Below are 23,827 nucleotides of genomic sequence, written 5' to 3'. Positions count from 1 at the left end.
TCTGTATTAATTGTTTATAACTATCCCACGGCACTGTCCGAAGCTCGATTTTTTCATGGGCAGTTGTATCAGTCCACTTGAGAACTTAAAAATGAAAGAGACAACAACCGGCCATGTCCGTTGAAGCCAGGAGTTATATTTATTTTCCCCTTGATTTGTATTGATAAAATAATTATATTAGCCATATGAAAAATATACGCTTTGCTTGGGATGAAAATAAAAACATAACAAATCAAAAGAAACATAAAATATCTTTTGATGAAGCAAAAACAGTCTTTTATGATGATAATGCCCGGCTGATTTGTGATAACGATCATTCTAATTTTGAAGAACGTTTTATTCTACTTGGTATCAGTAGTCATTTACGGATACTTGTTGTTGTCCATGCCTATAAAGAGCAAGACGAGATAATTAGAATTATTTCAGCCCGCAAAGCAACAAAGAATGAGTCAAAATATTATTCTTCAAGGTGACAACATGAAAAATGAATATGATTTTTCAAAATCGGTTCGAAACCCTTATTCTAAAAAATTGAAAAAGCAGATTACTATTCGAATCGAAAACGAAACAATTGAATATTTTAAAAATTTGGCCTCTGAAACTGATATACCATATCAAAAACTAATTAATCTGTTTTTACGAGATTGTGCCGAGCAAAAATTGAAACCTGAAATATCCTGGAACAAATGATGTCTTTTGCTTTTAATAGGGCTAACGATTCTTTCACCGGCTGCCATTGAATCTGCATTCGGTGAAAGGAAATGGTTTTAGTAATTTGCAAAATCTCAAATTTGTGCATTATAATGGCAGCCCGGGTGCAAAAAAATGTTAGGGCTGCTGCGACTGTGGCACAAAGGCGGCCTCATACCAAATGCCTCCAATAAACGCTGACTTAACAGCGAATGCCTGGCTTTTGTACTGTCCGCTGTTTTGTGGGGGTGATATCTCCCAAATAGGGCAAAAGTAATCCTCGTAGATTTTTCGGCTATTCTGGTTTATAGACAAATACAACCGGCAAATCGTTTTTCTTAATAGTGATTAGATGCATATCTGTTGTTTCGGCAAGACAACTTCCTGTCCAAACACCGTCGCCTGTGGCGACAACAATTGTATCGTGAGCAATTACCACTGATTCGATTACAGGATTATAGTTTGTACAGCCACAAAGCGCTCCAAGAAACACACCAATAACCATTAGGCTGTCGAAATCAATAGCAGGAATCCAATAAGGGGTGCATCGAATATGTTTATCCCAAAATGTTACCCATTCCTCTGATTCCCTAAATACCTTTTTCCCTCGCTCGGGTACCCAGAGAGATTCATGCGCTCGGCGTGAAAGTTCAACAAAAGCCAATGTATCATAGTCAAACACATAAATTTCCAACATACTGCTATCTTCGGCCTTTCCGTCACTTACCTTACAGGTAATTGAGTACTGAGCTGCTTTTTCTGGTGCAATCCAGGTCACACTGGATCCTTGTCCACGAATCGAATTAGGTGCAGAATCCCAGTAGTAATTCAGGCTGTCACCGTCCGGGTCAGTAGCAACACACTTGACCTCTATTGATTCTGTGACAAAGATGACATTTGTCGTTGCCGTAAGCTGGATAATCTGGGGTGCTGAATTGAGTGGTTCTAATGCCGTGTTTTTTCTGCATGCAGTAAAAATGAGCAAAAATAGAAAAAACAATCTCCAACATTTGTAACACATATGAACAACTCCATGAAATAAAAAATTAATACGGCATTCAAGATGGTTGTCATTATTTCAATTTTAATTCTAATATATTATTAACTAACCAATTCCTTTCTAAATTGTATCCCTACATATAATTATAAATTACTATATATGGAAATAGCTTCATTAATCATTCAATTCCCCATATTAAAACACACCAATCCATCTCCGCAAAGCGGCCGGAAAATATAAAATCGGAATAAATAGTTCGTTCTCTCAAGGCAAAGCCCATATTAAATTATTAATATTTTGTCTGCCTCTCCCCTCTATGAAACGCTTCTCTTTATGTGATGAATTCTGCAGTAAAAATTATATTGGGGTAAATCTTATTCGTTATGTGTGACATTACGCTCGAATTACATAACTTTATTTAATATTCTAAATTTATTAACAAAAAATTAAAAATATAATGCAGCGCTTATGCCAAGCCCAAACCGGGGTAAATGAATTTTATATGCCTTCAGATAAACAGTTTCACGTTGGTAAGGCTCATAGCCCTCTTGCCGAATTAGCTTGGCATAAATGGTATCTGTCTGATCTGACCATTTTCCATAAACAAAACAGGAAAGGCCAAAACGGGACTGGATCATCCATTCTACACCCGATCGGAAGAGAGGAGTAAAATACTGATTCTTTTCTTTTTTTGTCCCTAACAGATATACAAAATTATTATCATTTACTTTTCCGCTATCCTGTCCTTTATCTTTATGTTTAATAAAGATATATTCAACTCCGAGCCCCATAAATGCATTAAGATGATCCACGATTTGAAAGGATTTATTCAGGGTGAATCGGAATCCTGTCCCATTTAGATCTGATTCCAGTTCATCCGGGTAAACAGGGCTGCCTTTGAATGATCCCTCAAAAGGCTTATCCCCGCCTCCTAAGTCAAGACTCATCACATACAGATCAAGCATCCAGTTTCGGAAGGGGAAATAGCGAATGCCAAAACCAACAGTGTTAGAATTTTTCGGCTGCACATTGGTCGGTGTGACAGTGACATCCCATTGAGTTTGCGCGGGCTGATTATCCACTTTAATTTCAGTAAACAAGACACCTTCAAGATAAAAGCCAATGGCCTGTTTTTTTGGTACTAATATCAAATAACGGGATGCTTCCTGATCAAATATTTTAACCGGAACTTCAGCAATAACGGCTCCAATAATTTCTGAGGTGGAAGTCTCCACTAGTTTAACACTGATCTGATATGATTTTCCTATCTGGATCACTGATCCCAAAGCTACTAATTGGGCGCCTATAATTTTTCCTACCTTTGCGGCAGTTTCACTCTCTATGGCTCCAGTCATTCCCAATTTCTGCTCACTGAGAACAATCTCTAATTGGTTCCTTTCAACAAGTTTAAAGAATGATTCTTTAAGTAATTTTTGAGTAAGAAGTTCACTCATCGCCAAATTAACTTTTTTCCGGGATAGAGATTCAGTGCATTGAAAAGGGAAAATGGCTGCTGTGACAGTATCCGAGTTTAAGCTGCTTTGCTGAACAGACTGAACCATTTTTCTGACTATTTTGTCAATAGTAGAATCTAAATCCGATCCAATCCCTTTTGATGGAAGTAAAAAACATATAATCAGTAAAATACTTAACACCGGTTTTTTATAGTCTTTAAATTTCATAATTTAACTTCCTCCTCAAAGTGTTTTAGATTAAACACATAATCGGGTCAGGGAAAGGCCTCAAGACTTCAGTTCTATGATAACCGGTAGCGTCAAGCAAGTGCTTATTCCTACTTACAATAATTTTTACATCACCAGCTAAGGCACATAAAAAGAATTTATCATCATCCTGGGCAGCAGCAATCACTTCTTTCACATACGATCCCATTTTTTTCACCTTTATGCTTTGAGAGCTCATTTTTCAAAAGGCCTAAATTATCTTTCGGGATTTTTTTTGGAGCTGTCTTTGCCAATTCGATCTTGATAGTGTTAATTTTCATGTTGATGTAAAAGCAAGATGCCTGTAGTAAACCACCAAGAAAAATCAGTATAATAACAGCAATTTGTCAGAAATCTTTTTATTCCAGATATCTTCCTCTCAGGGATTAGTTCAATTCTATCTTCATACTGGATCACTTGTATTTTCTGTCCAGGGATTAACTTCATTGCTTCGCGCACATTTCGAGGTATCACGACTTGAAACTTAGGTGAAATTTTTACAGCTTCCATTTCCTTTATCCTTTTTATTTGTGTCGTAATACGTTAATGCTATCGATTGTAAAAGTCAATCATCTTTTATGTTTCGATATGGTTTCTTGTAGTATAACGATTTTTATCTTAAATAAACCAAAATTTACTTGATGAAGCGCCTTTCCATCTGCAAAATGATAATACCTGTTTCATTTATCTGATTGAAATGATAATAATACCAAATTACAATATCCCGGGATAAAAGGCAATTTATTTCATTTAAATTTATTATATTCCTATTGGGAACCCTTTTTTCTTTTCAAACTTTGTGCATCGGTTTCCTGCCTTTTTAAAGTCATGGTTTAAGTTTTTAAATAATGTTTGTGAAAATTTTCTATATTTTTGCGCAGGGGTATTTTTTCACCATTGCCTGCCCCGATTTAGCGGGGACTTTTTAGGATGAGTATGTGTTATGCACGATGTGGATAAAATCACTGCCCTTTATAAATGTGTGTATAAATAAAATCATTCCAATTTTGTAACTTTGCTATCTGTAGAGCAGTTATTTCACGCTATGATTTTAAATTTTGACTATATTTTGGTCAATGTAAATGTAAATCTAAATTTTGAGAGTTCTTTAAATTTGCATTCTTTATTTAGATTGCTTTTTGTTCAATAACAAGTATTCTTCTGCGGTCATTATTTGAATTTTATCTTGCAGAAAATCTTTCTTATTTCTTGTAATTATGTAATTTAAATTATTTTTAATAGCAGTATAATAATGAAGATCGTCTTCGAAGTCTTTGTATTTGTTTTCGATTGCAGCAATAGTAGATGCTTTCGTAATGTCCGAAATGTCAAAAAGTTTTTTTGCATCATTTAAAAATTCATTTGCAATTTTATTATTCGTATGCTTCCGGATTATGTAATATGTATTTGAGAGAGTTAGTGGAGAAACAATCCCTTTGATCATTTTCTTTTCAATTAATGTCAATAATCTATTTGCGTATATTGAAAAGGGTGGCCGATCTGTTAACCAATCGATTAATATGTTGCAGTCAATATATAATTTTTCCATATCATGAATGCTTTTCTGTTAATGATTCAATCAGATTGTCATCTTCGTTTATTTTTTTATTTGTTACAATTCCTTTATACTTTTGGACAATTGGTGTTAGATCTTGTGTATAATTTTGGGTTGAGTCTAGAAGTTTTCGGAATATATTTTCTGTTAGTTTTGACACGGAAAGCCGGTGTTTAACAGCGTAGTTTTTAATGCCTATTATGACATCTTCGTCAAGCCTTAAAGTTAATTTCGTATTCATTTTTTCCTCCTGGCGTATACTTCTTATAATATACGTCATGAAAACTTAAAAGTAAATACTTTTTTAAACAAGACAACTATTCTCACCTTAATAAACCGGAATTTGCCTGAAAAAGTGGTTTTCATCCTGCAAAATGATAATACCCGTTTCATTGATCCGATTGAAATGAATATATTATAAAATTACAATATTATAGAATAAAAGGCAATTTATTTCATTTAAATTTATTATTTTCCTGTCTGAGAAATATTTTTTTTAAAAAGTTTGGCCAACGGTTTTCATGTTAAACCCAGGGTAGGGGAGATTAAACAGCCGGGGCAGCACATCCGCAATGACTCTGAGACTGCAGCAGGCAATGTGCGTCCGGATACTTCATGGAAAGGTACATGCTTCTTGAGCTTAAAGGGGACTGTTTCCAAAAACAAATTCAAAATTATCTTTTATTTTTCTCTTGCTTTTCAGCAAGTAGACCGAGTTCATCTGAATTTTATAGCGGAGCTGAAAAATATAATGTTTAACGATGTGTTAGCCGACAGTATTTTCTATTTCTTTTTTTAACTGAGGAATATCATTTTTAACGATACTCCATACTACATCTATGTTAACTCCAAAATAATCATGAATCAATTTATCTCTTGTTCCGGCAATATCTTTCCATGAAATATTCGGATATCTCATTTTTGTTTCTTCTGAAAGCAATTTAACGGCTTCTCCGAGAATCTCTATGTTCCTTACTATGGCATCCTGAGTTTTCATATCCGTTATAAAATCATCATACCCAAGATCACGAGAATACAACAAGATTCTATTTATTGCGCCTCGAATATTCTCAAGGATAATAGTATCTTCACGCTTAGACATAGATCATGTCCCTCTCTATGCTTTCAGTAATTTTTTTTACCCTTATATTGCTAATTCCGTCTTTCGTAAGAATATCAACTTTACGCCCGAGAAGGTTTTCAAGATATTCTACGAGCCGATTAAAACGAAATCCTATTGGCGAATTGAATTCAACCACAATGTCAATATCACTACCCGGGGTCATCGTATTTTTTGCAGCACTTCCGAAAACAGCAATTTTTTTTACGGAGAATTCAGAGGATAAAAAATTGTAAGATGTTCTCAGAGTTTTGATTATTTCCTCTCTTTGATTCATTTTTGCACTCTCCTTAATTTTTGTTTTATAACGGCCTGACGATTCTTATCTTGAATTTATGAATTTACTTTAAAAAGTGCTTTTCCGCCTGTAAAATGATAATACCCGTTTTATTTATCCGATTGAAAGGAATATACTATAAAATTACAATATTCCGGGATAAAAGGCAATTTATTTCATTTAAATTCATTATTTTCCTGTCGGATTTTTTCTTTTAAAACTTTTTACATTGGTTTTTCCTGTGTTCATGCATGGATTAACTGTGAATCAACCATGATTCGTTACGTTTCGATTTTGATGCATTTTTTGATTTGCCAGGTCATTTTTTATCGTAAACAAAAAGATCTTGACTTCGAGATTCGAGACGTATATATTGTACTGACAATTGTACTGACAATTTAATTCGGAGAAAAACATGCAATTTATAAATATTAAAGAATTAGGCCGTTCTCCTTCAAAATATGTCAAACTTGCCAATGAAAAAGATGATATTATTATTACACGGAACGGTCATCCTTATGCAATGATGGTGAAATTCCAGGAAGAAGATATGGAAGATTTTATTCTCGCAAAATACATCGATGTAAACTCTGAATTCGAATCAGCTAAATCCGAATACAAATCAGGGAAAACCTCAAATATTCATGATCTGTTGAAAGACTTAGATGAGAGCAGTGATTAATGAGTTTTCGAATTGAATTCACAAAACGAGCTGTCAAAGAACTCAAAAAACTTCCTGTTCAAATTCAAAAACAAATTCTCAATAAAACAATCATTCTTGAAACTGAACCCTTTCAATTCAAAAATAAAATCAAAAAAATTAAAGGTTTTAAATTCCCGTGCTTCAGGCTGCGTGCCGATACCTATAGTGATTCATATCGTATTTTTTATGGTATCGAAAAAAACATTATCTTTGTATTAAGAATTATTGCTAAAAAAGATGCTGATAAAATTATCGCACAGATTCGTAAAATTGATTTCCCGCCGGATCTTTAAATTTTATTTCATAGTCTTATACAGTTAACGCTTGGATCACGGGTAAAAACAACCGAGACTATTCGGAATACCGGTTAAGATATTGTACTAAATGCAAAATCCAATCCTTACGCAAAATCTTTTAATCAACGCCCGCATCGTCCGTTGGCCGAATGTAAATTTGAAAATGACAGGCAGCGTTTTTATCCGGTTCATTTTGGTGCCAGCCTAACCTTATGCGAAGCACAGAAATTTAAATTTCAAACAGAGCCCTTCGGGTCAACTTAATTGCATTGTTATGTGTTTTAATACAAAAATCCAAATAAATAGAGTGGAATTTCATTCTCTGTTGGAAAAACAATATCATCCTTTACTAAATATGAATTCTGTAAGCTTTCTTTAATTTGCTTTTTTTTCTTACTTTTTCCACCAATCTCAAAGTTATAGCCCTGAACATTGAAATCACCAATTCTACTATAATAGACTTTTTCACCTGAATTTTGCAGCATCTTTATGAAAAATATTTCTCTTACGGTGCCTTTTCTATACTCAAATCCGATTTCATTTATTATTGCTTTATAAATATTGGAATTGTCCAAATATATTTTTTCAGTCGCTTTCAACAAACCACTGCCCGACTTGTTTTCTTTAATTAAACACACCAATCCTGTTTCATTTAATATATTTAAATAATTTTCTACTGTTTTATTGTCAAGACCAATATGTTTTGAAATATTATTTCGATTGAGTTCTCCGGGAGGAATTGTTGCCAGATATGAAAGAATTCTTCTGAAATTTATTAAATTTTCAGTCTTTAATTTGTAGTAATTAGAAATATCTTCGTAAATCGTTTTATCAATAATATTCATAATTTTTTGAAAATAATTCTCTTCATCCTCAAATAAAAATGGATAATAACCCGAATCTAAATATTCAAGGAAATGTCCTTTTAATCTTTCGATTTCTGATATTTCTTCAATAATCGATTCCGGGTTGTATAAAATTTGATTGAAAGTGTAATTTTTTATAGTTACACCTAATCGGAATTCAAGATATTCCCGAAAGGACATTCCTCCCAATTTAAATAGTTTTCCTCTTCGTGACAGGTCATAAGTTCCTTTTATCAAATCCATACTGGAACTGCCTGAGAATACAATATTAATATTCGGATATGAATCATAAATATTTTTGAGTTCCTGATCCCAGTTAGGATATTTATGAACTTCATCAAAAAAATAATTTCGAATACCAGTTATTTCATACAGGTCATCGACAAAATTAATCAATTTGGCTTGTGTGAAATAAATATTGTCCAATGAAACGTAAATAGATTCTTTTTTATTTTTGATTTTTTCTTTAATATATTGAAGAAGAAGGGTGGTTTTACCTGTGCCACGAGGACCAACTAAACCAGTTAATCGACTGTTCGTATTGAATGTATTAAATAAATATCGATGAGTCTGATAGTTAGTACTATTTAAGAGTCTTCGGTATGTTGAGATAATATTTTCTTTCATTGGACTGCACTCTATAATTATTCTTCTTTTGTTGGAATGTAATCATATTTTGTCAATTTGTCAAGACTTTTTTACACATAACATATTACTATCTACCACATACTCATTTCCCAATATGTCCAATGATAAGGAAAAACATGTCTAAATAAAGGAAAAATTCAATAATTTTCTTATATAAGGAAAATTTATTTCCTTCATTCAGCCATTTTTATAAGACAATTCTTTCTTCAAAACCAGGAGCAATTGACTGATTACAGGATAATACCTTCGAACACCGATTTTTGATTTTAGATTTATTTAACTCCAGACCTCCAATCGTTAATCATCATTATCATGACGGGCCATCAAAACGCACAATTCCCTCTCCGCAGAGCGGCCTGAAAATATAAAATCGGAATAAATAGTTCGTTCTTTCAAGGCAAAGCCCATATTAAATTATTAATATTCGGTCTGCCTCTCCCCTCTATGAAACGCTTCTCTTTGTGTGTTGAATTCTGCAGTAAAAAATATATTAAAGAAAAGACCGTTACTATTGTAAATAAATTATATTAGAAAGTCAAGGAAAAACTACCGAGTGTTTTAACATTTCGGATTATATGATCGTGATAATTCGGTCGAAAAAAATGATTATTTCGATTGTATTTTGGAATATCCGAATTGGATTTATCAATATAATCGTCAATTTGTGAATTGATAACGGATTTATATTCCGCAATAAATGATGATATTGATTTTGGTTTGCGGAATAATTTTGATTGTTGATTTGATTGTGGGCGGGCGTGGTGTTGTTGGCGGTGTTGTGGGTGGTTGGATAGGGGGTAGACGCACGGCCGTGCGTCTCTACGTGCATAAATCATGCAAAATTATATTATTCTAAATCCAGGACAGTTTTGATATTTTCCTGAAGTTGTTTTATAAAATTTATTGGTAATTTCCCGACTTTTTTCAAAAGCCGTTTGTTGTCAATAGCCCGAATTTGATCAACCATTATGTCGCAATTTTCCAAAACATTGGCAACACCTTTCTGTATATGAACTCGTAAAATGGTGGAATCTTTTTTAACTTGTGTTGTAATAGGGCAAATAATTGTTGAAGGATGATCAATCTTATTAAGCAAATTAGTTTGGATTATTAATACAGGCCTTGTCTTTCCTGGTTCAGTTCCTATTTGCGGGTTCAGATCAGCAATCCAAATTTCAAATTGTTTAATACTCATTTTCTATGCCCTCAAATTCTTTCAATACAGACATAGAATTTTCCTTTACAAGTAATGACTCAGCTTTGAGTTGATTTTCAATAATTTTTCGTTTCTGCAATTTATTGTAATGATCAATAGCCTCATTGATATACCTATTGCGTGGTTTGTGCATTACAGAAACAATGCTTTCGGTTTCTCCGAAAATTGAATCATCAATTTTTAGCGAAATGGTCTTCATGGTATATTCTCCTGGTATATATTTTTCGTACAGCCCAAATATATATCATATTGAACTATAAGTCAATTCTTTTTTGCATTTTTAACACTCATCTCATACAAATAAAATGTGCAAATGTCAAAATATAAGTATTATCCTGCACGTATAGAAGGATATGTCTTTTTTTTATGTAAGCAGTATTTATCCTGATTCCGAATCAGGAATATAAGTTTACAATACTGCGTTATATGTTTTATTCGTCCAGTTTACTGTCTAAGTATTCCAATGCTTCTCTTTCGGTTGCAAAATGGCGTGAAGGGTATTTTGTTTTCTGCTTTGCAAGGCGATTTATCTGCATCCCACCGAGAGGATTTGTTCCTACAATGCGGGCTACTTTTCTAATTCCTGCATCTTCTGCCATTTTTGTCATTGCAGCAACAATTTTTTGAACCTTTTCATCTCCGGGCTTGTAGTTTTCTGCATATGTAAGAACATCGAAGCCGGGAGTGCACATGCTTATTGCATCTTTATAAGACTGCTGAAGTTTTAATGCACGCTCTAAATTCAGAGTACCTTCAAAATAGATGTAGATGCGGTTTTTTGTTTTATCAACTTTTGTAAGCTGCTCTTCCATTTTAAACCTCTTAAATAATTTAAGTTAGCGAACAATTATTGGAGTCGCTAATACTGTGCCAGATTGTGCTACGATTTTAAATGTGAGATGACTACATGGGATAACTTAATGTAAAACAATGGATTGACAATATGACATACTTAAGAGATTTGGAAAGAGAAATTGAAATTTTAAATTTATTTGTGTATGATAATTTAAAAATGAGATGTTCTGGATTATGGAGAGTAAAAGTTTTATACGCCATATGAGGAAGCCCTGTATGTTATTGTTATTAAGTACAGGGCTTTTATTTAAACTCTGTGATTTGCAATAAGCATTGTTTTCGGATTGAGTTTCAGCTTTAATTTTTCAAGGTCAGTGTTGTCGTGGTCCTTCAACAGTTTAAGGCTTACATAACCGTTAACAGGTTCCAGCATAATAATAACAGAAAAGATGTCCTTAAACTGACTTGTCGGTATTGGAATTCCGTTTTCATCAAATTTTAGATTATGCCTGTGCAGAGTAGAGGAGAACCATGTTTCACTGTTCAGTTTTTCTGATAATTCTTTCCAGAACTTAAAGTCATCCATTGTATGATCGTAAAATGAAAAACCGTCAACTATTACAAGTGATGGTTCAAATTGTACTCCCTGTGTACATTTGCCAATTGTATCTTTAACCTGGTCAAGATCAGAATCCTGCTTTTTAAAATGTACGATGAGTCTGTTTTGTATGATCTGCTGATGGTTGTCCAGAACATTTTCCATGTGATAGGCATCGGCAATTTCATTAAATACCTGTTCATACCAGGTTTCAATGTGCCGCGGATTATCGGAAAAACTTATGTGCAGTACTTTTTCGTCACGTAATAATTTGTCAACAGCTACGTGTACCATGGCAGCGGTTTTTCCGACACCTTTTCTCGCAGTGAATACACCCATATTCCCTCTGCCAAGACCTCCGTTGATCGATTTCTCAAGAATCCTTACAGGACTGAGTTTTAATAATTCTTGTTTAAGCATTACAAAGCCTCGTTTTTTTATTACAATTTATGAGACATCTTGTTTGTCCGCATAAAATTTTCTTTATTTTTACAAATTATATTTCTATTAATCAGCTATTTTCTTTTATCTGCTTCGCTGTACTCTTTTTTAAGCTCTTCTGCAATAGACTCCGGAACTTTAGCATATTTGGAAAATTCCATAGTGAATTCAGCTTTGCCCTGAGTAGAAGATCTGAGTACAGTTGAATAGCCGAACATCTCTTTTAATGGTACTTCAGCTTCAATTACAGTAAAATTGTTATTTTCTCCGACACTGATAATTGTACCTCTGCGTTGATTAATTGTGCTTAGTACTGTGCCCTGAAATTCTGAGGGGGTCTCAACTCCTACGCGCATTATCGGTTCCAGTATAACAGGTTTTGCTTTGTAATATGCCTGGCGGAATGCGCCTATTGCAGCGTGATGAAAAGCAGTATCAGAAGAGTCAACAGGGTGGTAATTACCATCCTTTAGAATTGCTTTTACCCCGACAATTGGGAATCCTATCAAATCGCCTTTCTCCATACATGCTTTAAACCCTTTTTCGCATGAAGGGATGTATTCGGAAGGTATATTTCCTCCCTTTACATTGTTTTCAAAGACGAAATCCTCCTCCCGCAGAGGTTCAATCCTTCCTGTAATTCGGCCGTATTGGCCTGCGCCGCCTGTCTGTTTTTTATGTGTATAATCAAAATCGGCCGGTTTGGAAATGGATTCTCTGTAAGCAACCTGAGGTGCACCTGTTTCGAGATCAACGCTGTATTCCCTGCGCATACGTTCAATATAAACATCAAGGTGAAGTTCGCCCATGCCCCGTATTATTGATTCCTTTGTTTCAGGGTCAACGAATGTCTGAAACGTGGGGTCTTCTTTAGTAAACCTGTTCAGCGCTTTTGCCATGTTTTCAGCTGATTTGTTATCTTTTGGATTAAGAGAAAGAGATATAACCGGCTCCGGAACATGCATTGAAGTCATTGCATAGTTCATTCCATGCATGGTAAAAGTGTCTCCTGTGGCGCAATCAATACCGAATATTGCAATAATATCACCTGCACCTGCCTCTGTGATATCCTCCATTTCATTTGCGTGCATTCTGATAAGCCTGCCTACCCTTACTCTGTCGGTAGTTCTGGTATTGGTGATTTCATCCCCTTTATGCACAGCCCCCTGATATATCCTTACATAGGTGAGCTGGCCGTATCTTGTATCCTCAAGTTTGAATGCGAGCATAACAAGAGGTTTTGAAATATCAGTATCAAGTATGATTTCTGCTTCATCATTGTCTCTGTCAAGTGCCTTGTTCTTAACTTCTGACGGGTCCGGAAGGTATTGCACAACTGCATCAAGTATCGGCTGAACGCCTTTGTTTTTAAATGCCGCTCCCATGAATACAGGAATCATCTGACGGTTAAGTGTGGCACTCCGTACTGCCTTGTGAATTATTTCTTCTGTGACATTATCTTCAAGGTATGCTTCTGCCAGCTCATCGCTGAACATTGAAACATTATCAAGCATTACATCTCTTTTTTCAAGAGCATGTTTAACAAGATCGGAAGGAATCTCCTCTTCCCGAATTATTTCTCCGTTCGTGCCGTCGAAATACAGAGCCTTCATCCTGACAAGATCAACAACTCCCTGAAAATCAGCTTCCAGGCCGATTGGAATCTGCATCATAACAGAGTTGTGCCCTAATTTATCCCTTAACTGTTCGGTTACTTTTTCAGGATCAGCTCCCATCCTGTCGAGTTTATTTATAAAAGCGATACGAGGTACATTATATCGTGTCATCTGCCTGTCAACCGTGATAGACTGGGATTGGACTCCGCCTGTACCGCAGAGAACGAGAATTGCGCCGTCAAGTACTCTTAAAGCTCTTTCAACTTCAACTGTAAAATCAACATGCCCCGGAGTATCAATAATATTAATTGAATGTTTTTTCCATGTAACGTTTGTTGATGCTGATGCAATTGTAATGCCGCGTTCCTTTTCAAGCTCCATGGAGTCCATGGTAGCGCCTGCTCCGTCTTTGCCGTGCACTTCATGAATAGCGTGGATTTTTCTTGTATAGAAGAGCATTCTTTCGGTAAGCGTGGTTTTACCGGAATCAATATGAGCGCTGATTCCTATGTTTCTCATTTTTGTAAAATCTGTGATCATTGTTTAACCTGCAAATCATTACCTGTTTCTTTTTTGTTCTTTGCCGGTGGAAACTATGCCCTTTATTTTCCGGAATTCCCGAAAAAATTTTACAGTTTCCGCCTTGAATTGTCAATAGTACTTTTATCCCGTTTTTCTTTTTAATAAGTAAAACGGCAGGGAATATACACTATTGCAAATCTAATGTCAAGATAAAAAAAATTATTGTGAATAGAAACAATATTTTTTTTGTTTTTACTGATGGCAAAAACAATAGTTTCGGCAGTGTTGATGCCAATTATATTCAGGAAATTATTCACATTAAAGACGCCGGGAACTTAAAGAAATTGAATTTATTTTTGCCTGTATTATGCGGCAGGGTGATTGATAATAACCCCATCAGTTTGTTAATGACCGGATAGTGACCGGCCGGGTATTCGGAATCTTTGACGTAAGGTTCGATAAAACAACGAGATAAATATTTGGGAACGAAATTTGCAAATATGAATTCAGTAAAGCTATTAAAATTAATTTAAGAATGATGAATGTGAAAAATATAAAATTAATATTATTTATTGTGATCCTGTCGGTTTTCCGGTTTTTGCCGGAATCGGCAGCGGCTGCTGATGTTAAAGTTATATGGGACAGCAATAAAGAAAATGACCTTGCAGGTTATGTTATTTACTATGGTACAAGATCCAGAATGTATGCATATAATAAAGACGTGGGGAATGTAAAAGAATATACAATCACATCTTTACCTGATACCGGTGTTTACTATTTTTCAATTACAGCATATGACAGAGCCGGGAATGAAAGTGCATTCTCGGATGAATCTGTAGTGCTGCTCAGCAAGGTTAGAAAAAAACCGTTCTCCTTAATGCCGAACTATCCTAATCCGTTTAATCCAAGCACAAAAATACCATACCATTTGAGTTATGACCTCGATGTAAATATTGCAATTTACGATATACGGGGCAGAAGAGTGAAAACACTTCAGAAGGGTGTGCAGCAGCACGGCTTATATGAAGTGGAGTGGGACGGGACAGATGAACACGGCCTTTTTGTATCCAGCGGTATTTATCTCTGCAGAATAATTGTAGGGGATTTTTCACAGACGAGGAAAATCAGCCTTATTCATTGATTATTCTATATTGAATCTCAAGATAATAAATACAGTTAAAGGTTTTACTTGACAATATTTTGATTTAGGCTTATATTTTCCCGTAAGGGAAAGCGTAACAAATATTTAATCCCCCTTATTTCCTTTCCATTTCAGGGGGATTTTTATTGTATTATACCGAATAAATTGGATAATGAAATTTTTAATAAGATGCAGAGATAATACTATATGATCTTATCAAGGTTGACAGTTAACGGATTTAAATCATTTGCGAAAAAAATTGATTTACGTTTTGACGGAAAAATCACATCAGTTGTAGGGCCTAACGGCTGCGGTAAAACCAATATTGTTGATGCTATACGCTGGGGATTGGGAGAGCAGCGGCCTTCAATTCTGCGTACGGACAGAATGGAAAATGTGATCTTCGGAGGGGCTCAATCTTCAAAACCACTTGGAATGGCTGAAGTTTCCCTTACTTTTGATAATTCTAACCATGTTTTGCCTATAGATTATTCGGAAGTTACAATTACAAGGCGTCTTTACAGGTCAGGAGAGAGTGAATATCTCATAAATAAAAACAGAGTACGCTTAAAGGATGTGAATGATCTGATTATGGATACGGGAGTCGGCGCTGATGCTTACTCTGTTATTGAACTTAAAATGATTGAAGATATTTTAAGTGAAAGAGCAGAAGACAGGCGTAAGCTCCTGGAAGAAGCAGCAGGTGTTACAAAGTATAAACACAGATTAAAAGCAGCAATGCGAAAACTGGATGCTACTCAGAATGATCTTCTCCGTGTAAATGACATAATCCGGGAGGTGGAGCGCAGTGTAACTTCATTAAAGCGCCAGGTCGGCAGGGCCAGAAGATACAAAGAATATCAGGAACTTGTAAGAGATCTTGAACTAAATACATCAGTCTATCTTTTTAACAAACTTAAAGAGGAGATAGCACCTCTTCAAAAAGAGTTAAATGGATTAAATCAGCAGAAAGACGGAAGCAGCACCGAAATAACAAAAGAAGAAGCAGACCTTGAAACTATCCGCCTGACTCTTGCTGAGCAGGAAAGGGATCTTGTGAAAATACGTGAAGATGTTGCTCTCCTTGTTGAAGAAATACATAAAAGAGAGAGTGATATACGCGTAGGAAAAGAGAGAACGGGTTCCCTTAAAGAAAGAATAACAAGATATACAAAAGAGATTGAAAATCTTAAAAAGAGACTTGAGGATCAGGAAAATCATCTTGTTGTTACAGGGCGTGACCGTGAGGCCATTCAAGTCAGGATAACAAGCAGTAACAGAATTTTTGAGAATAAGAAAAAAGAGCTTGAAGTTTTTATGCAGGGCCTTAATATGAAACGCCTTAATCTGAATGAAAAGAAAAAGGCTGTTATTGAGTGCCTTGAAAAGGTTAATTCCCTTACCTCGTCAGAGACTAATATGCGTACCAGAATTGATAACAGCCAGGGCCGCATGGAGAGGCTTGAAGAAGAGGATAAAACTTACAGAGAAATTATTAGAAAGAGTGAAACAGACTCAAAGGAGTTTCGTGCTTCGATAGATGTTTTAAATATAGAACATGCAAAAATACAGAACCATTCCGAAGCGTTAAAAGAGAAAGAGAAAACTTTAAGAGAATCTATTGATAAAACCAGAGAAAGTTTTTTTGATACGCGCAGCAGGCTGGAATTGGTTGAGGGAAGGCTCAATTTTTATAAAAATATGCTTGATAATCAGGAAGGTGTTTCTGATGGTTCAAAATGGCTTATCAAACAGAATATGCCGGGGCTTTTCGGTATTGTGGCAGATCTGATTGATGCCGAACCCGAGCATCGACAGGCTATTGCAGCATCGCTTGGAGAGGCATCAGGATATCTGCTTGTGGATAAGCTTTCAAATGCTTATACAGCGATTGACAAGCTGAAACAGAGGCGCGGCGGCCGAGTGAGTATGATCTGTCTTGAAAAAGCAGGATCTGCAGATTCTTCCCGCACAAAAGCCAAAATAAATAAAGATGTTAAAGTTGTTGGATGGGCTGACGAACTTATAAAGTACAATAAAGAGATTAAACCTGTTGTTGAGCATCTGCTTGGGGATGTTCTGATAGTTGAGGATATGGAATCGGCACGGCTTGCCATAGAGAGTTCAGTAATGAGAGGGATGAGGGCGGCAACTCTTGAAGGTGAGCTCATTACAAGCTGGGGCGGCGTTTATTCAGGCGACAAAACAGGACAAGACAGTACTCTTGTGGGAAGAGTCCGCAGAATTAAAGAGCTTGAGAAAGAGATTGAATCACTTAAGAAAAAGGTTGGCAGTTTAAAGAATACAATCGGTAAAAAAGAAGATGAGCTTGAAGAAACAAAGAAATTAATTGCTGAATCGGATAAGAACCTATCAGAGATTAAAGAGAAACTGCGAAAAACCGAATATGATTATTCAAGGATTGAATTCGAATCTCAGAAGGCGGAAGAAGGGCTGAAGTCCAATGCTGTTGAGAGGCAGAAACTTTTAAAAGAAATTGAACAGAGCAAGGAAAAAATAGAAAACATAAGGCCTGAGATAGAAAAACTTTTAGATCAGAGAGAGAAGATAGATCATGAATCCGCGAGGATTCAATCTGATATTGAGAGGCTGGAAGAAGAAGAACACGTAAAAGAGGAAGAAGTTCATAAGCTTAATCTTGCACTTGTCCGGCTTAAGGGCGATGCAAGAAATCTTGATTATGATATTGAGAGATCAAAGGGCCTGATTGAAGAGATTGAATCTACCATAGAACAGCGCTTCTCCGAAATTGGCGAATCTGAATCTGAAATAGACAGGTTGGTAAAAGAGGGGCAGGAAAACAGTAAGGCTCTTGAAGAGAATTTTGCAGAGAAAGATAAAAAGGATAAGCTTTTAACAAACAAGGATACTGCATATCAGGAACTTCAGCAGGACTTGCGGCAGAAAGAGCGGGAGGTAAGAGAAGTTCGCAGAGGCAGGGAGCAGATTGCAGAAAAAATTCATGGCCTTGAACTGAAAATTGCTGATTTGTCCCGTGATATGAAAAATTTAAAAGAGCGTATGCTGGAGAGTTACGAAACTGATATTGAAAAGATGAGCCCCAGGGCGGAGATGGATGTTCGGCAGTCAGAGGAAGAAGTGCTGGAGTTGAAGCGGAAGATGAAGGGGCTTGGAGTTGTGAACCTTATGGCTCTTACGGAGTATGACGAACAGAAAGAGCGTCTGGATTTTCTGCTTCAGCAGAGAGATGACCTGCTTTCTGCGGAGGATACACTCCAGGAGACAATTACAAAGATAAATAAAACGGCAAGAATGCGTTTTACGGAAGTATTTGAAGAAGTAAGAAAGCATTTTAGAAGCACTTTCAGCAGGTTTTTCCAGGAGGGCGAAGCAGATCTTCATCTTCCTGAGGGTGAAGATCCGCTTGAAGCGCAGATAGAGATCGTTGCCCGGCCTGCAGGAAAACATTCAAGAGATTTAAGCCTTCTGTCAGGAGGAGAGAGAGCGCTTACTGCAATATCACTTCTTTTTGCACTTTATCTTGTCAAGCCAAGCCCGTTCTGTATACTTGATGAAATTGATGCACCTCTTGACGATGCAAATGTAGAGAGGTTTACACGGGTCTTAAAAGAGTTTGCAGAGAAGACACAATTTATAATTGTGACACATAACAGAATGACAATGAAAGTGGCTAAGACGCTTTACGGTGTTACAATGGAAGAGAAGGGCGTTTCAAAAATTGTGTCTGTTAAATTTGATGACAAGGCTCCCGAACAGGCCACAAAAAAAGTAAAAAGTAAAAAGTAAAAAGTAAAAAGGATAAAGATTTTATTTGCCGGCATCTGGAAATTTGGGCTGAAGCCCATTGGTTCAGAAATACAATTATCCACGAGCTAAAGCACGTGGCAATTAAAAGAGGAACATTCGCTTTCATTCTATAATTTTTTTTAAAACAAATACCTTCGGCATAATCGAAATGACAAAATTTAGAGTTTTTTCCGGCATCTCTAAAATTTTCGTCGCAACGCTTCTTCAGGGAGTCATTCCCGCATGTTTTTAGCGGGAATCCAGGGGCGGGGTGTGTTTAACCCTCTACCACCCCTCTTATGGATGCCCATTTTCATGGGCATGACAAATACAGAAAATTATTTCCAATAATATTCAGCTGCTGAACCCAGGTAATTTTCAATTTCGAGCAATCTGTTATATTTAACAATTCTTTCACTCCTGCTTGCAGAGCCTGTTTTCAGATGGCCGCCATCCATAGCAACTGCAAAATCGGCAAGGAAAGAATCTGCTGTTTCTCCTGATCGATGTGAAATAAAGTATCTCCATCCGGCATTGTGGCACATTCTTACCGCATCTATACTTTCAATAACAGTACCAATTTGATTTAACTTTATTAAAGATGAATTAGCAGTTCCTTCTTTTATACCCCTTGATATATATTTTGTATTTGTAACAAAAATATCATCGCCAACTACTTCGATTTTATCACCCAGTATAGATGTTAATTTCTTGAATCCATCCCAGTCTTGTTCTGCAAGGGGATCTTCCCACAAAACGATTGGATACTTTGAGACCCATTTTTCACAGAATGAAATTAATTCATCACTATTAAGTTTCCCCTCGCCTGACCATTTTAAATCATAATTATTTTTTAAATCAGATGAGAAAGAGTTAGCAGCGCTATCCAATGCAATGGCAATATCAATACCCGGTTTATATCCTGCTTTTTCAATAGCTTCAATAATGATTTCCATGGCATCTTCATTACTATTTAAATTAGGAGCGAAGCCTCCTTCATCTCCGACACTTGTTGCTAATCCACGAGACTTTAATATTGCTTTCAGTGTGTGGAATGTTTCTGCAATATATCGCAAACCTTCATGAAATGCAGGTGCACCTATTGGTACTGCCATGAATTCCTGAATATCTACATTATTGTCTGCATGTTCTCCGCCATTTAAGATATTCATACACGGAACAGGGATACGTTTGGAATTTACACCGCCGAGATATTGAAATAGTGGCAATTCCAATGATTCCGAAGCTGCTCTTGCAACAGCCATTGAAACGCCAAGAATTGCATTTGCGCCCAATTTTGATTTGTTAGCAGTTCCATCTAATTTAATCATTAATTTGTCAATCTGCATTTGATTAGTAGCATCCAGGCCTATTAGAGCCGGTTCAATAATTTCTTTTATATTCTTGACTGCTTTTAAAACGCCTTTTCCGCCATATCTTGCCTTATCATTATCTCTCAACTCAACAGCTTCATTTTCACCTGTGCTGGCTCCGGATGGCACAGATGCTGATGCTCTAATCCCGTTGTCAAGTTCTACATAGGTTCTTACAGTCGGATTTCCTCTGGAATCCAGAATTTCAATGGCGTTAATTTTTTTAATTGAAGTTTTCATTTTATTCCTCTTTTTATAATTAAGTTTTGGCAGTATGGGAGATCAGGTATTTAAATGCTGCTATTGTATCCGTTGCTGAAAAATATCAAACTTTCATTCTCTCCAATATCACGAAGTTAATATTCTATTCAGGAAACATAAATATTCTTTGTTTTCTGAGATAGATCAATAAATAAACTTCTGTGTTCTTAATATGTTCCATTATAATGTTGATTTCCTGTTATTTAAAAATATAATCAATTCAACTACAATCAGAATAAAAAGTGATAAGGGCAGAAACCGAAGGTAATCACTCGCCCAGAACAGCCCGAATCCGAAGTTGTGCCACGAGAATGGAAAGAGCCAGAAGTTGTTGCCTGTCACCTGTTTCTGTAATGAGTCGAGAAGAAAGTGAAGGTAGGAACCTGCAATAAGGTTTACAAATGCAGAGGTTCTTATTCCCTCCTGAAGGAACTGAACTAACAAAATTGAGAAAAAAATGATTGCAACGGGCGTGTGCAGAAAAATTATCCAATCATGTGTTTGGGGGAACACGATATAAAAAGGCCTTGTAAGAATATCAGGAAGTATAGTTCCGAGGTAGAAAAATATAACTATTCCTGAAAACGGATTGACATTTCTTTTGATATTATAGGCTCTTCCTAAAATATGGTTGAAGATAGAATGTGTTATTAAGTCAGGCATTGTTTTTCATCTCAAATAAAAATTTTTTCCAATTAAATTTTAAATTACGAATTAAAAAAAATAGTACAAAAAATACGGGAATAACTGAAAGCCATATCTTGTATCTGCGGTATTTTGACACCTTAATGTACACTGCTTCAAGATACCCCTCTTTGTGAAAGCGGGCCTTGAGTCCGAGATACTCTCCTGTCTTTAATCCTGAAGTATCCGCATAAACGTGAATGGATCGGCCCTGTTTCTGCTTCAGTATAAACCCGTCTTTATACAGCTTACCGATCATAGGTTCGCTGAATTTCTCAACTATTTTACCGTCAAATGCGGTAGGGTTTTTTATACATGTTTCTATGCTGATCCATGGATGGTTGTTGTAATTGTATACAGAAAGCAATAACAGTACAATAACAGATAGCAGAATTAATGCGGTTCTCTTCATTTTTTATAATAAATCTCCTTAAAAAATTACTTCAAATTTAGGATCTAAAAGATACAGAAAATTCTTACTCCACTGCGTTACGTGCTTACCTTTTCTCAAAACAACACAGTAGCAGCTTGTACCGAAGTATTCACTTATTGGTATTACCTTTACAAAGTGGGTTGGTGAAGTTGAAAGTGCACTTTGCGGTATAACTGCAATGCCTATTCCTATTTCAACATACCTTTTTATTGTTTCTGCATTTGTGGCTTCCATAACAACATCGGGCTCCAGATTGTAGTTTTTAAAAACCTGATCGAATTCTTTTCTTGTAATAAGCCCTTTTTCATAAGTTACAATCGGATGCCTGGCAATATCTTCAATAGTTATTTTATCCATTTTTGCGAGCGGGTGATCAGGCGGTGTAATAAGCACACGTTCAATCGGGTCAAGTTTGTATGTGTCCAGGTTTGGGTGCGAATCTCTGTTTGGAGTAATGCCAAAGTCTATTTCTCCGGCGTTTGCCAGATTTATAATTTCGCACCACCTTCTCTCAAGTATGGTAAATCTTACAGAGGGGTACTGCTGCTTGAATTTTTTTATAACTACAGGAAGGTGGCTCATTATCATAAATGTCGTAGCTGCAATAGTCAAGACGCCTTTCTGACTGCCCTTCACATCTTCAAAGGTGATTTTCAAAGAATCAATTTCCTGAATGAGAGGTGAAATAAGATTTAAAAACAGTTCGCCGTCAGGAGTAAGCTCCTTTTTAGGCCCGTAGCGATTAAATAATTTTATTCCGAGCTCGTATTCCAGGGCCTTGATCTGCTGGCTTACAGCGGACTGTGTAATTGACATTTTTTCTGCTGCTTTTGTCAGGCTGCCCATTTTTGCACTGAAATAGAACCCGCGTAATTGCTGAAATTCCATATTCCCCTCACATAAGTTTTATTGTCAAAAGTTATGATTTTATGAAAACTTAGTTGTTGGCAAAATACACAAATCTAAATAAAATAAAAACATGGAAATAATGCTCATCCCGGAAGATTATATTACAAAAGTAAAGAACATGGATAATTCATTAAAACGATGTTTTATAACAAAGCCTGACTGTTTTACAGTAAGGGTATTATCGCCTTCATAACAAAGATAATTTATTAAAACTTTATTGTCAAGAGATTATTAAAATAATTAATTATAAGGAAAATTAAAGAATATTATAAATAAAATTAAATTGACAGAAACAGAGTTAATATTTACGTTCGTAAAAGCAGAAAGAATTGACATTACAAAATATAGAAGAGATGCATAGATGAGACTCTTGATGAGTTCCCATAAAAATCTACTCTTTTTTGTAGTTCAAGTCTGCTCAACATCACGATCTCTTCCTGAGTTTCATCTGCTATTTGACTCGCGCAGACAATGCAAACAGAGTATTAAAAAAACCTGATTCCATAACGAAACAGGTTTTTTTATTATTCTGATATATCCTTGTTTAATAATTGATTGTTCTGTTGTTTGTTGATTTGGAATACCGTAACTGTCGGAAAATTATGAGACCTGATTTGGTTTTGAATTTTTGTATCCTTTCTCAGGGAGAATTTGTATGAGTAAACCCAAAATAGCAGTTTACTGGGCAGCGAGCTGCGGAGGCTGTGAAATTGCATTCCTTGATATCAGAGAAAAAATAATTGAGGTTGACAAGGCAGCAGACATTGTATTTTGTCCCTGTATTATGGATACAAAATACAAAGATGTTGAGGAAATGGCAAACGGTGAAATTGATGTCTGCCTGTTTAACGGTGCAATCAGAAATGATGAAAACCTGCATATGGCCAGGCTCCTCCGCAAAAAATCAAAAATCCTTGTTGCATTCGGGTCATGTGCAGCAGAGGGTTGTATTCCGGGACTTGGCAACCTGACCACAAAGAAGGGTATAATTGATTACGTTTATCATCAGGCTCCTTCAAATGACAATAAAAGCAAAACAGAGCCGAAATCCCTCACTAAAACAAAGAACGGCGATTTATCCCTGCCAGAGCTTTTTTCTTATGTAAGAACTCTTGATCAGGTTGTTGACATTGATTACAGAATGCCCGGATGCCCGCCTGTAGCGGATCAGAT

The 23,827-nt window shown here is 36.0% G+C and carries 25 protein-coding genes; 7 read left to right on the top strand and 18 right to left on the bottom strand.

The window, feature by feature from the left end; all coding sequences use genetic code 11:
* The first annotated feature begins 185 nt into the window (after positions 1-185).
* Together J7K93_00155 and J7K93_00150 are read left to right on the top strand one after the other, a co-directional pair.
* Positions 186-473 (top strand): BrnT family toxin, encoded by a 288-nt coding sequence (locus tag J7K93_00155; GenBank protein MCD6115401.1) that lies wholly within the window; start codon positions 186-188, stop codon positions 471-473.
* 4 nt (positions 474-477) lie between these two features.
* On the top strand, positions 478-690 hold the full coding sequence (locus J7K93_00150; GenBank protein ID MCD6115400.1) for a BrnA antitoxin family protein: 213 nt from the start codon (positions 478-480) through the stop codon (positions 688-690).
* Between the two features lie 295 nt (positions 691-985).
* Here the strand turns inward: J7K93_00150 and J7K93_00145 are convergent, their stop codons facing one another.
* From J7K93_00145 to J7K93_00110, 8 genes are all read right to left on the bottom strand, one after another.
* Positions 986-1,690: a hypothetical protein gene (locus tag J7K93_00145; protein ID MCD6115399.1), complete on the bottom strand. Its 705-nt coding sequence runs from the start codon at positions 1,688-1,690 to the stop codon at positions 986-988.
* 446 nt (positions 1,691-2,136) lie between these two features.
* Positions 2,137-3,372, bottom strand: a complete 1,236-nt coding sequence (locus tag J7K93_00140) for a hypothetical protein (GenBank protein ID MCD6115398.1) — start codon at positions 3,370-3,372, stop codon at positions 2,137-2,139.
* A gap of 25 nt (positions 3,373-3,397) precedes the next feature.
* Positions 3,398-3,580: a hypothetical protein gene (locus J7K93_00135; protein ID MCD6115397.1), complete on the bottom strand. Its 183-nt coding sequence runs from the start codon at positions 3,578-3,580 to the stop codon at positions 3,398-3,400.
* 101 nt (positions 3,581-3,681) lie between these two features.
* Positions 3,682-3,921: an AbrB/MazE/SpoVT family DNA-binding domain-containing protein gene (locus tag J7K93_00130; protein MCD6115396.1), complete on the bottom strand. Its 240-nt coding sequence runs from the start codon at positions 3,919-3,921 to the stop codon at positions 3,682-3,684.
* Positions 3,922-4,534: 613 nt separating this feature from the next.
* A complete protein-coding gene (locus J7K93_00125) occupies positions 4,535-4,960 on the bottom strand; it encodes a PIN domain-containing protein (GenBank protein MCD6115395.1) in 426 nt (141 codons plus the stop codon).
* A 1-nt stretch (position 4,961) separates the two neighbouring features.
* On the bottom strand, positions 4,962-5,207 hold the full coding sequence (locus J7K93_00120; GenBank protein ID MCD6115394.1) for a hypothetical protein: 246 nt from the start codon (positions 5,205-5,207) through the stop codon (positions 4,962-4,964).
* 525 nt (positions 5,208-5,732) lie between these two features.
* Entirely contained in the window at positions 5,733-6,068 is a 336-nt protein-coding gene (locus J7K93_00115) for a DUF86 domain-containing protein (protein MCD6115393.1), read from the bottom strand.
* Positions 6,061-6,363, bottom strand: coding sequence for a nucleotidyltransferase family protein (locus J7K93_00110; protein MCD6115392.1), 303 nt, complete (start codon positions 6,361-6,363; stop codon positions 6,061-6,063). Before J7K93_00110 ends, J7K93_00115 begins: the two co-directional genes overlap by 8 nt.
* A 415-nt stretch (positions 6,364-6,778) precedes the next feature.
* Between J7K93_00110 and J7K93_00105 the strand changes: the two genes are divergently transcribed.
* Together J7K93_00105 and J7K93_00100 are read left to right on the top strand one after the other, a co-directional pair.
* Positions 6,779-7,045, top strand: a complete 267-nt coding sequence (locus tag J7K93_00105; GenBank protein ID MCD6115391.1) for a type II toxin-antitoxin system prevent-host-death family antitoxin — start codon at positions 6,779-6,781, stop codon at positions 7,043-7,045.
* On the top strand, positions 7,045-7,359 hold the full coding sequence (locus tag J7K93_00100) for a type II toxin-antitoxin system RelE/ParE family toxin (protein MCD6115390.1): 315 nt from the start codon (positions 7,045-7,047) through the stop codon (positions 7,357-7,359). The genes J7K93_00105 and J7K93_00100 overlap by 1 nt, the downstream gene beginning before the upstream one ends.
* Before the next feature lie 284 nt (positions 7,360-7,643).
* Here the strand turns inward: J7K93_00100 and J7K93_00095 are convergent, their stop codons facing one another.
* The 6 genes from J7K93_00095 to J7K93_00070 all read right to left on the bottom strand — a co-directional run bounded on the left by J7K93_00095 (position 7,644) and on the right by J7K93_00070 (position 14,082).
* Positions 7,644-8,855 carry an ATP-binding protein gene (locus J7K93_00095; protein MCD6115389.1) on the bottom strand — a complete coding sequence of 404 codons (1,212 nt, stop codon included), beginning with the start codon at positions 8,853-8,855 and terminating at the stop codon, positions 7,644-7,646.
* A gap of 868 nt (positions 8,856-9,723) precedes the next feature.
* Positions 9,724-10,071: a type II toxin-antitoxin system PemK/MazF family toxin gene (locus tag J7K93_00090; GenBank protein MCD6115388.1), complete on the bottom strand. Its 348-nt coding sequence runs from the start codon at positions 10,069-10,071 to the stop codon at positions 9,724-9,726.
* The gene (locus J7K93_00085; GenBank protein ID MCD6115387.1) at positions 10,061-10,291 is read right to left on the bottom strand and encodes a hypothetical protein; all 231 of its coding nucleotides are present in this window, start codon (positions 10,289-10,291) and stop codon (positions 10,061-10,063) included. Before J7K93_00085 ends, J7K93_00090 begins: the two co-directional genes overlap by 11 nt.
* Before the next feature lie 232 nt (positions 10,292-10,523).
* A complete protein-coding gene (locus J7K93_00080) occupies positions 10,524-10,904 on the bottom strand; it encodes a hypothetical protein (GenBank protein ID MCD6115386.1) in 381 nt (126 codons plus the stop codon).
* A 290-nt stretch (positions 10,905-11,194) separates the two neighbouring features.
* On the bottom strand, positions 11,195-11,905 hold the full coding sequence (locus J7K93_00075; protein ID MCD6115385.1) for an AAA family ATPase: 711 nt from the start codon (positions 11,903-11,905) through the stop codon (positions 11,195-11,197).
* A 95-nt stretch (positions 11,906-12,000) separates the two neighbouring features.
* A complete protein-coding gene (locus J7K93_00070) occupies positions 12,001-14,082 on the bottom strand; it encodes an elongation factor G (protein ID MCD6115384.1) in 2,082 nt (693 codons plus the stop codon).
* Positions 14,083-14,608: 526 nt separating this feature from the next.
* On the opposite strand from J7K93_00070, the gene J7K93_00065 reads away from it, so the two are divergent.
* Entirely contained in the window at positions 14,609-15,205 is a 597-nt protein-coding gene (locus J7K93_00065) for a T9SS type A sorting domain-containing protein (GenBank protein MCD6115383.1), read from the top strand.
* Between the two features lie 207 nt (positions 15,206-15,412).
* A complete protein-coding gene (gene smc, locus J7K93_00060; protein MCD6115382.1) occupies positions 15,413-18,994 on the top strand; it encodes a chromosome segregation protein SMC in 3,582 nt (1,193 codons plus the stop codon).
* A gap of 338 nt (positions 18,995-19,332) precedes the next feature.
* Here the strand turns inward: smc and eno are convergent, their stop codons facing one another.
* From eno to J7K93_00040, 4 genes are all read right to left on the bottom strand, one after another.
* A complete protein-coding gene (gene eno / locus J7K93_00055) occupies positions 19,333-20,607 on the bottom strand; it encodes a phosphopyruvate hydratase (protein MCD6115381.1) in 1,275 nt (424 codons plus the stop codon).
* A gap of 201 nt (positions 20,608-20,808) precedes the next feature.
* Positions 20,809-21,291 carry a hypothetical protein gene (locus tag J7K93_00050; GenBank protein ID MCD6115380.1) on the bottom strand — a complete coding sequence of 161 codons (483 nt, stop codon included), beginning with the start codon at positions 21,289-21,291 and terminating at the stop codon, positions 20,809-20,811.
* A complete protein-coding gene (locus tag J7K93_00045; protein ID MCD6115379.1) occupies positions 21,284-21,724 on the bottom strand; it encodes a hypothetical protein in 441 nt (146 codons plus the stop codon). Before J7K93_00045 ends, J7K93_00050 begins: the two co-directional genes overlap by 8 nt.
* Positions 21,725-21,742: 18 nt before the next feature.
* Entirely contained in the window at positions 21,743-22,633 is an 891-nt protein-coding gene (locus tag J7K93_00040; GenBank protein ID MCD6115378.1) for a LysR family transcriptional regulator, read from the bottom strand.
* A gap of 676 nt (positions 22,634-23,309) precedes the next feature.
* Here J7K93_00040 and J7K93_00035 point away from each other — a divergent pair.
* Positions 23,310-23,827 (top strand): oxidoreductase (locus J7K93_00035; GenBank protein MCD6115377.1); only part of this gene is annotated, 518 nt, incomplete at its 3' end.

Source organism: bacterium, assembly GCA_021158245.1.
In the GTDB taxonomy this organism is placed as follows: Bacteria; Zhuqueibacterota; QNDG01; order QNDG01; family QNDG01; genus QNDG01.
The sequence above is the reverse complement of the archived record's forward strand: the minus strand, read 5'-3'. Positions and strand labels throughout refer to the sequence as shown.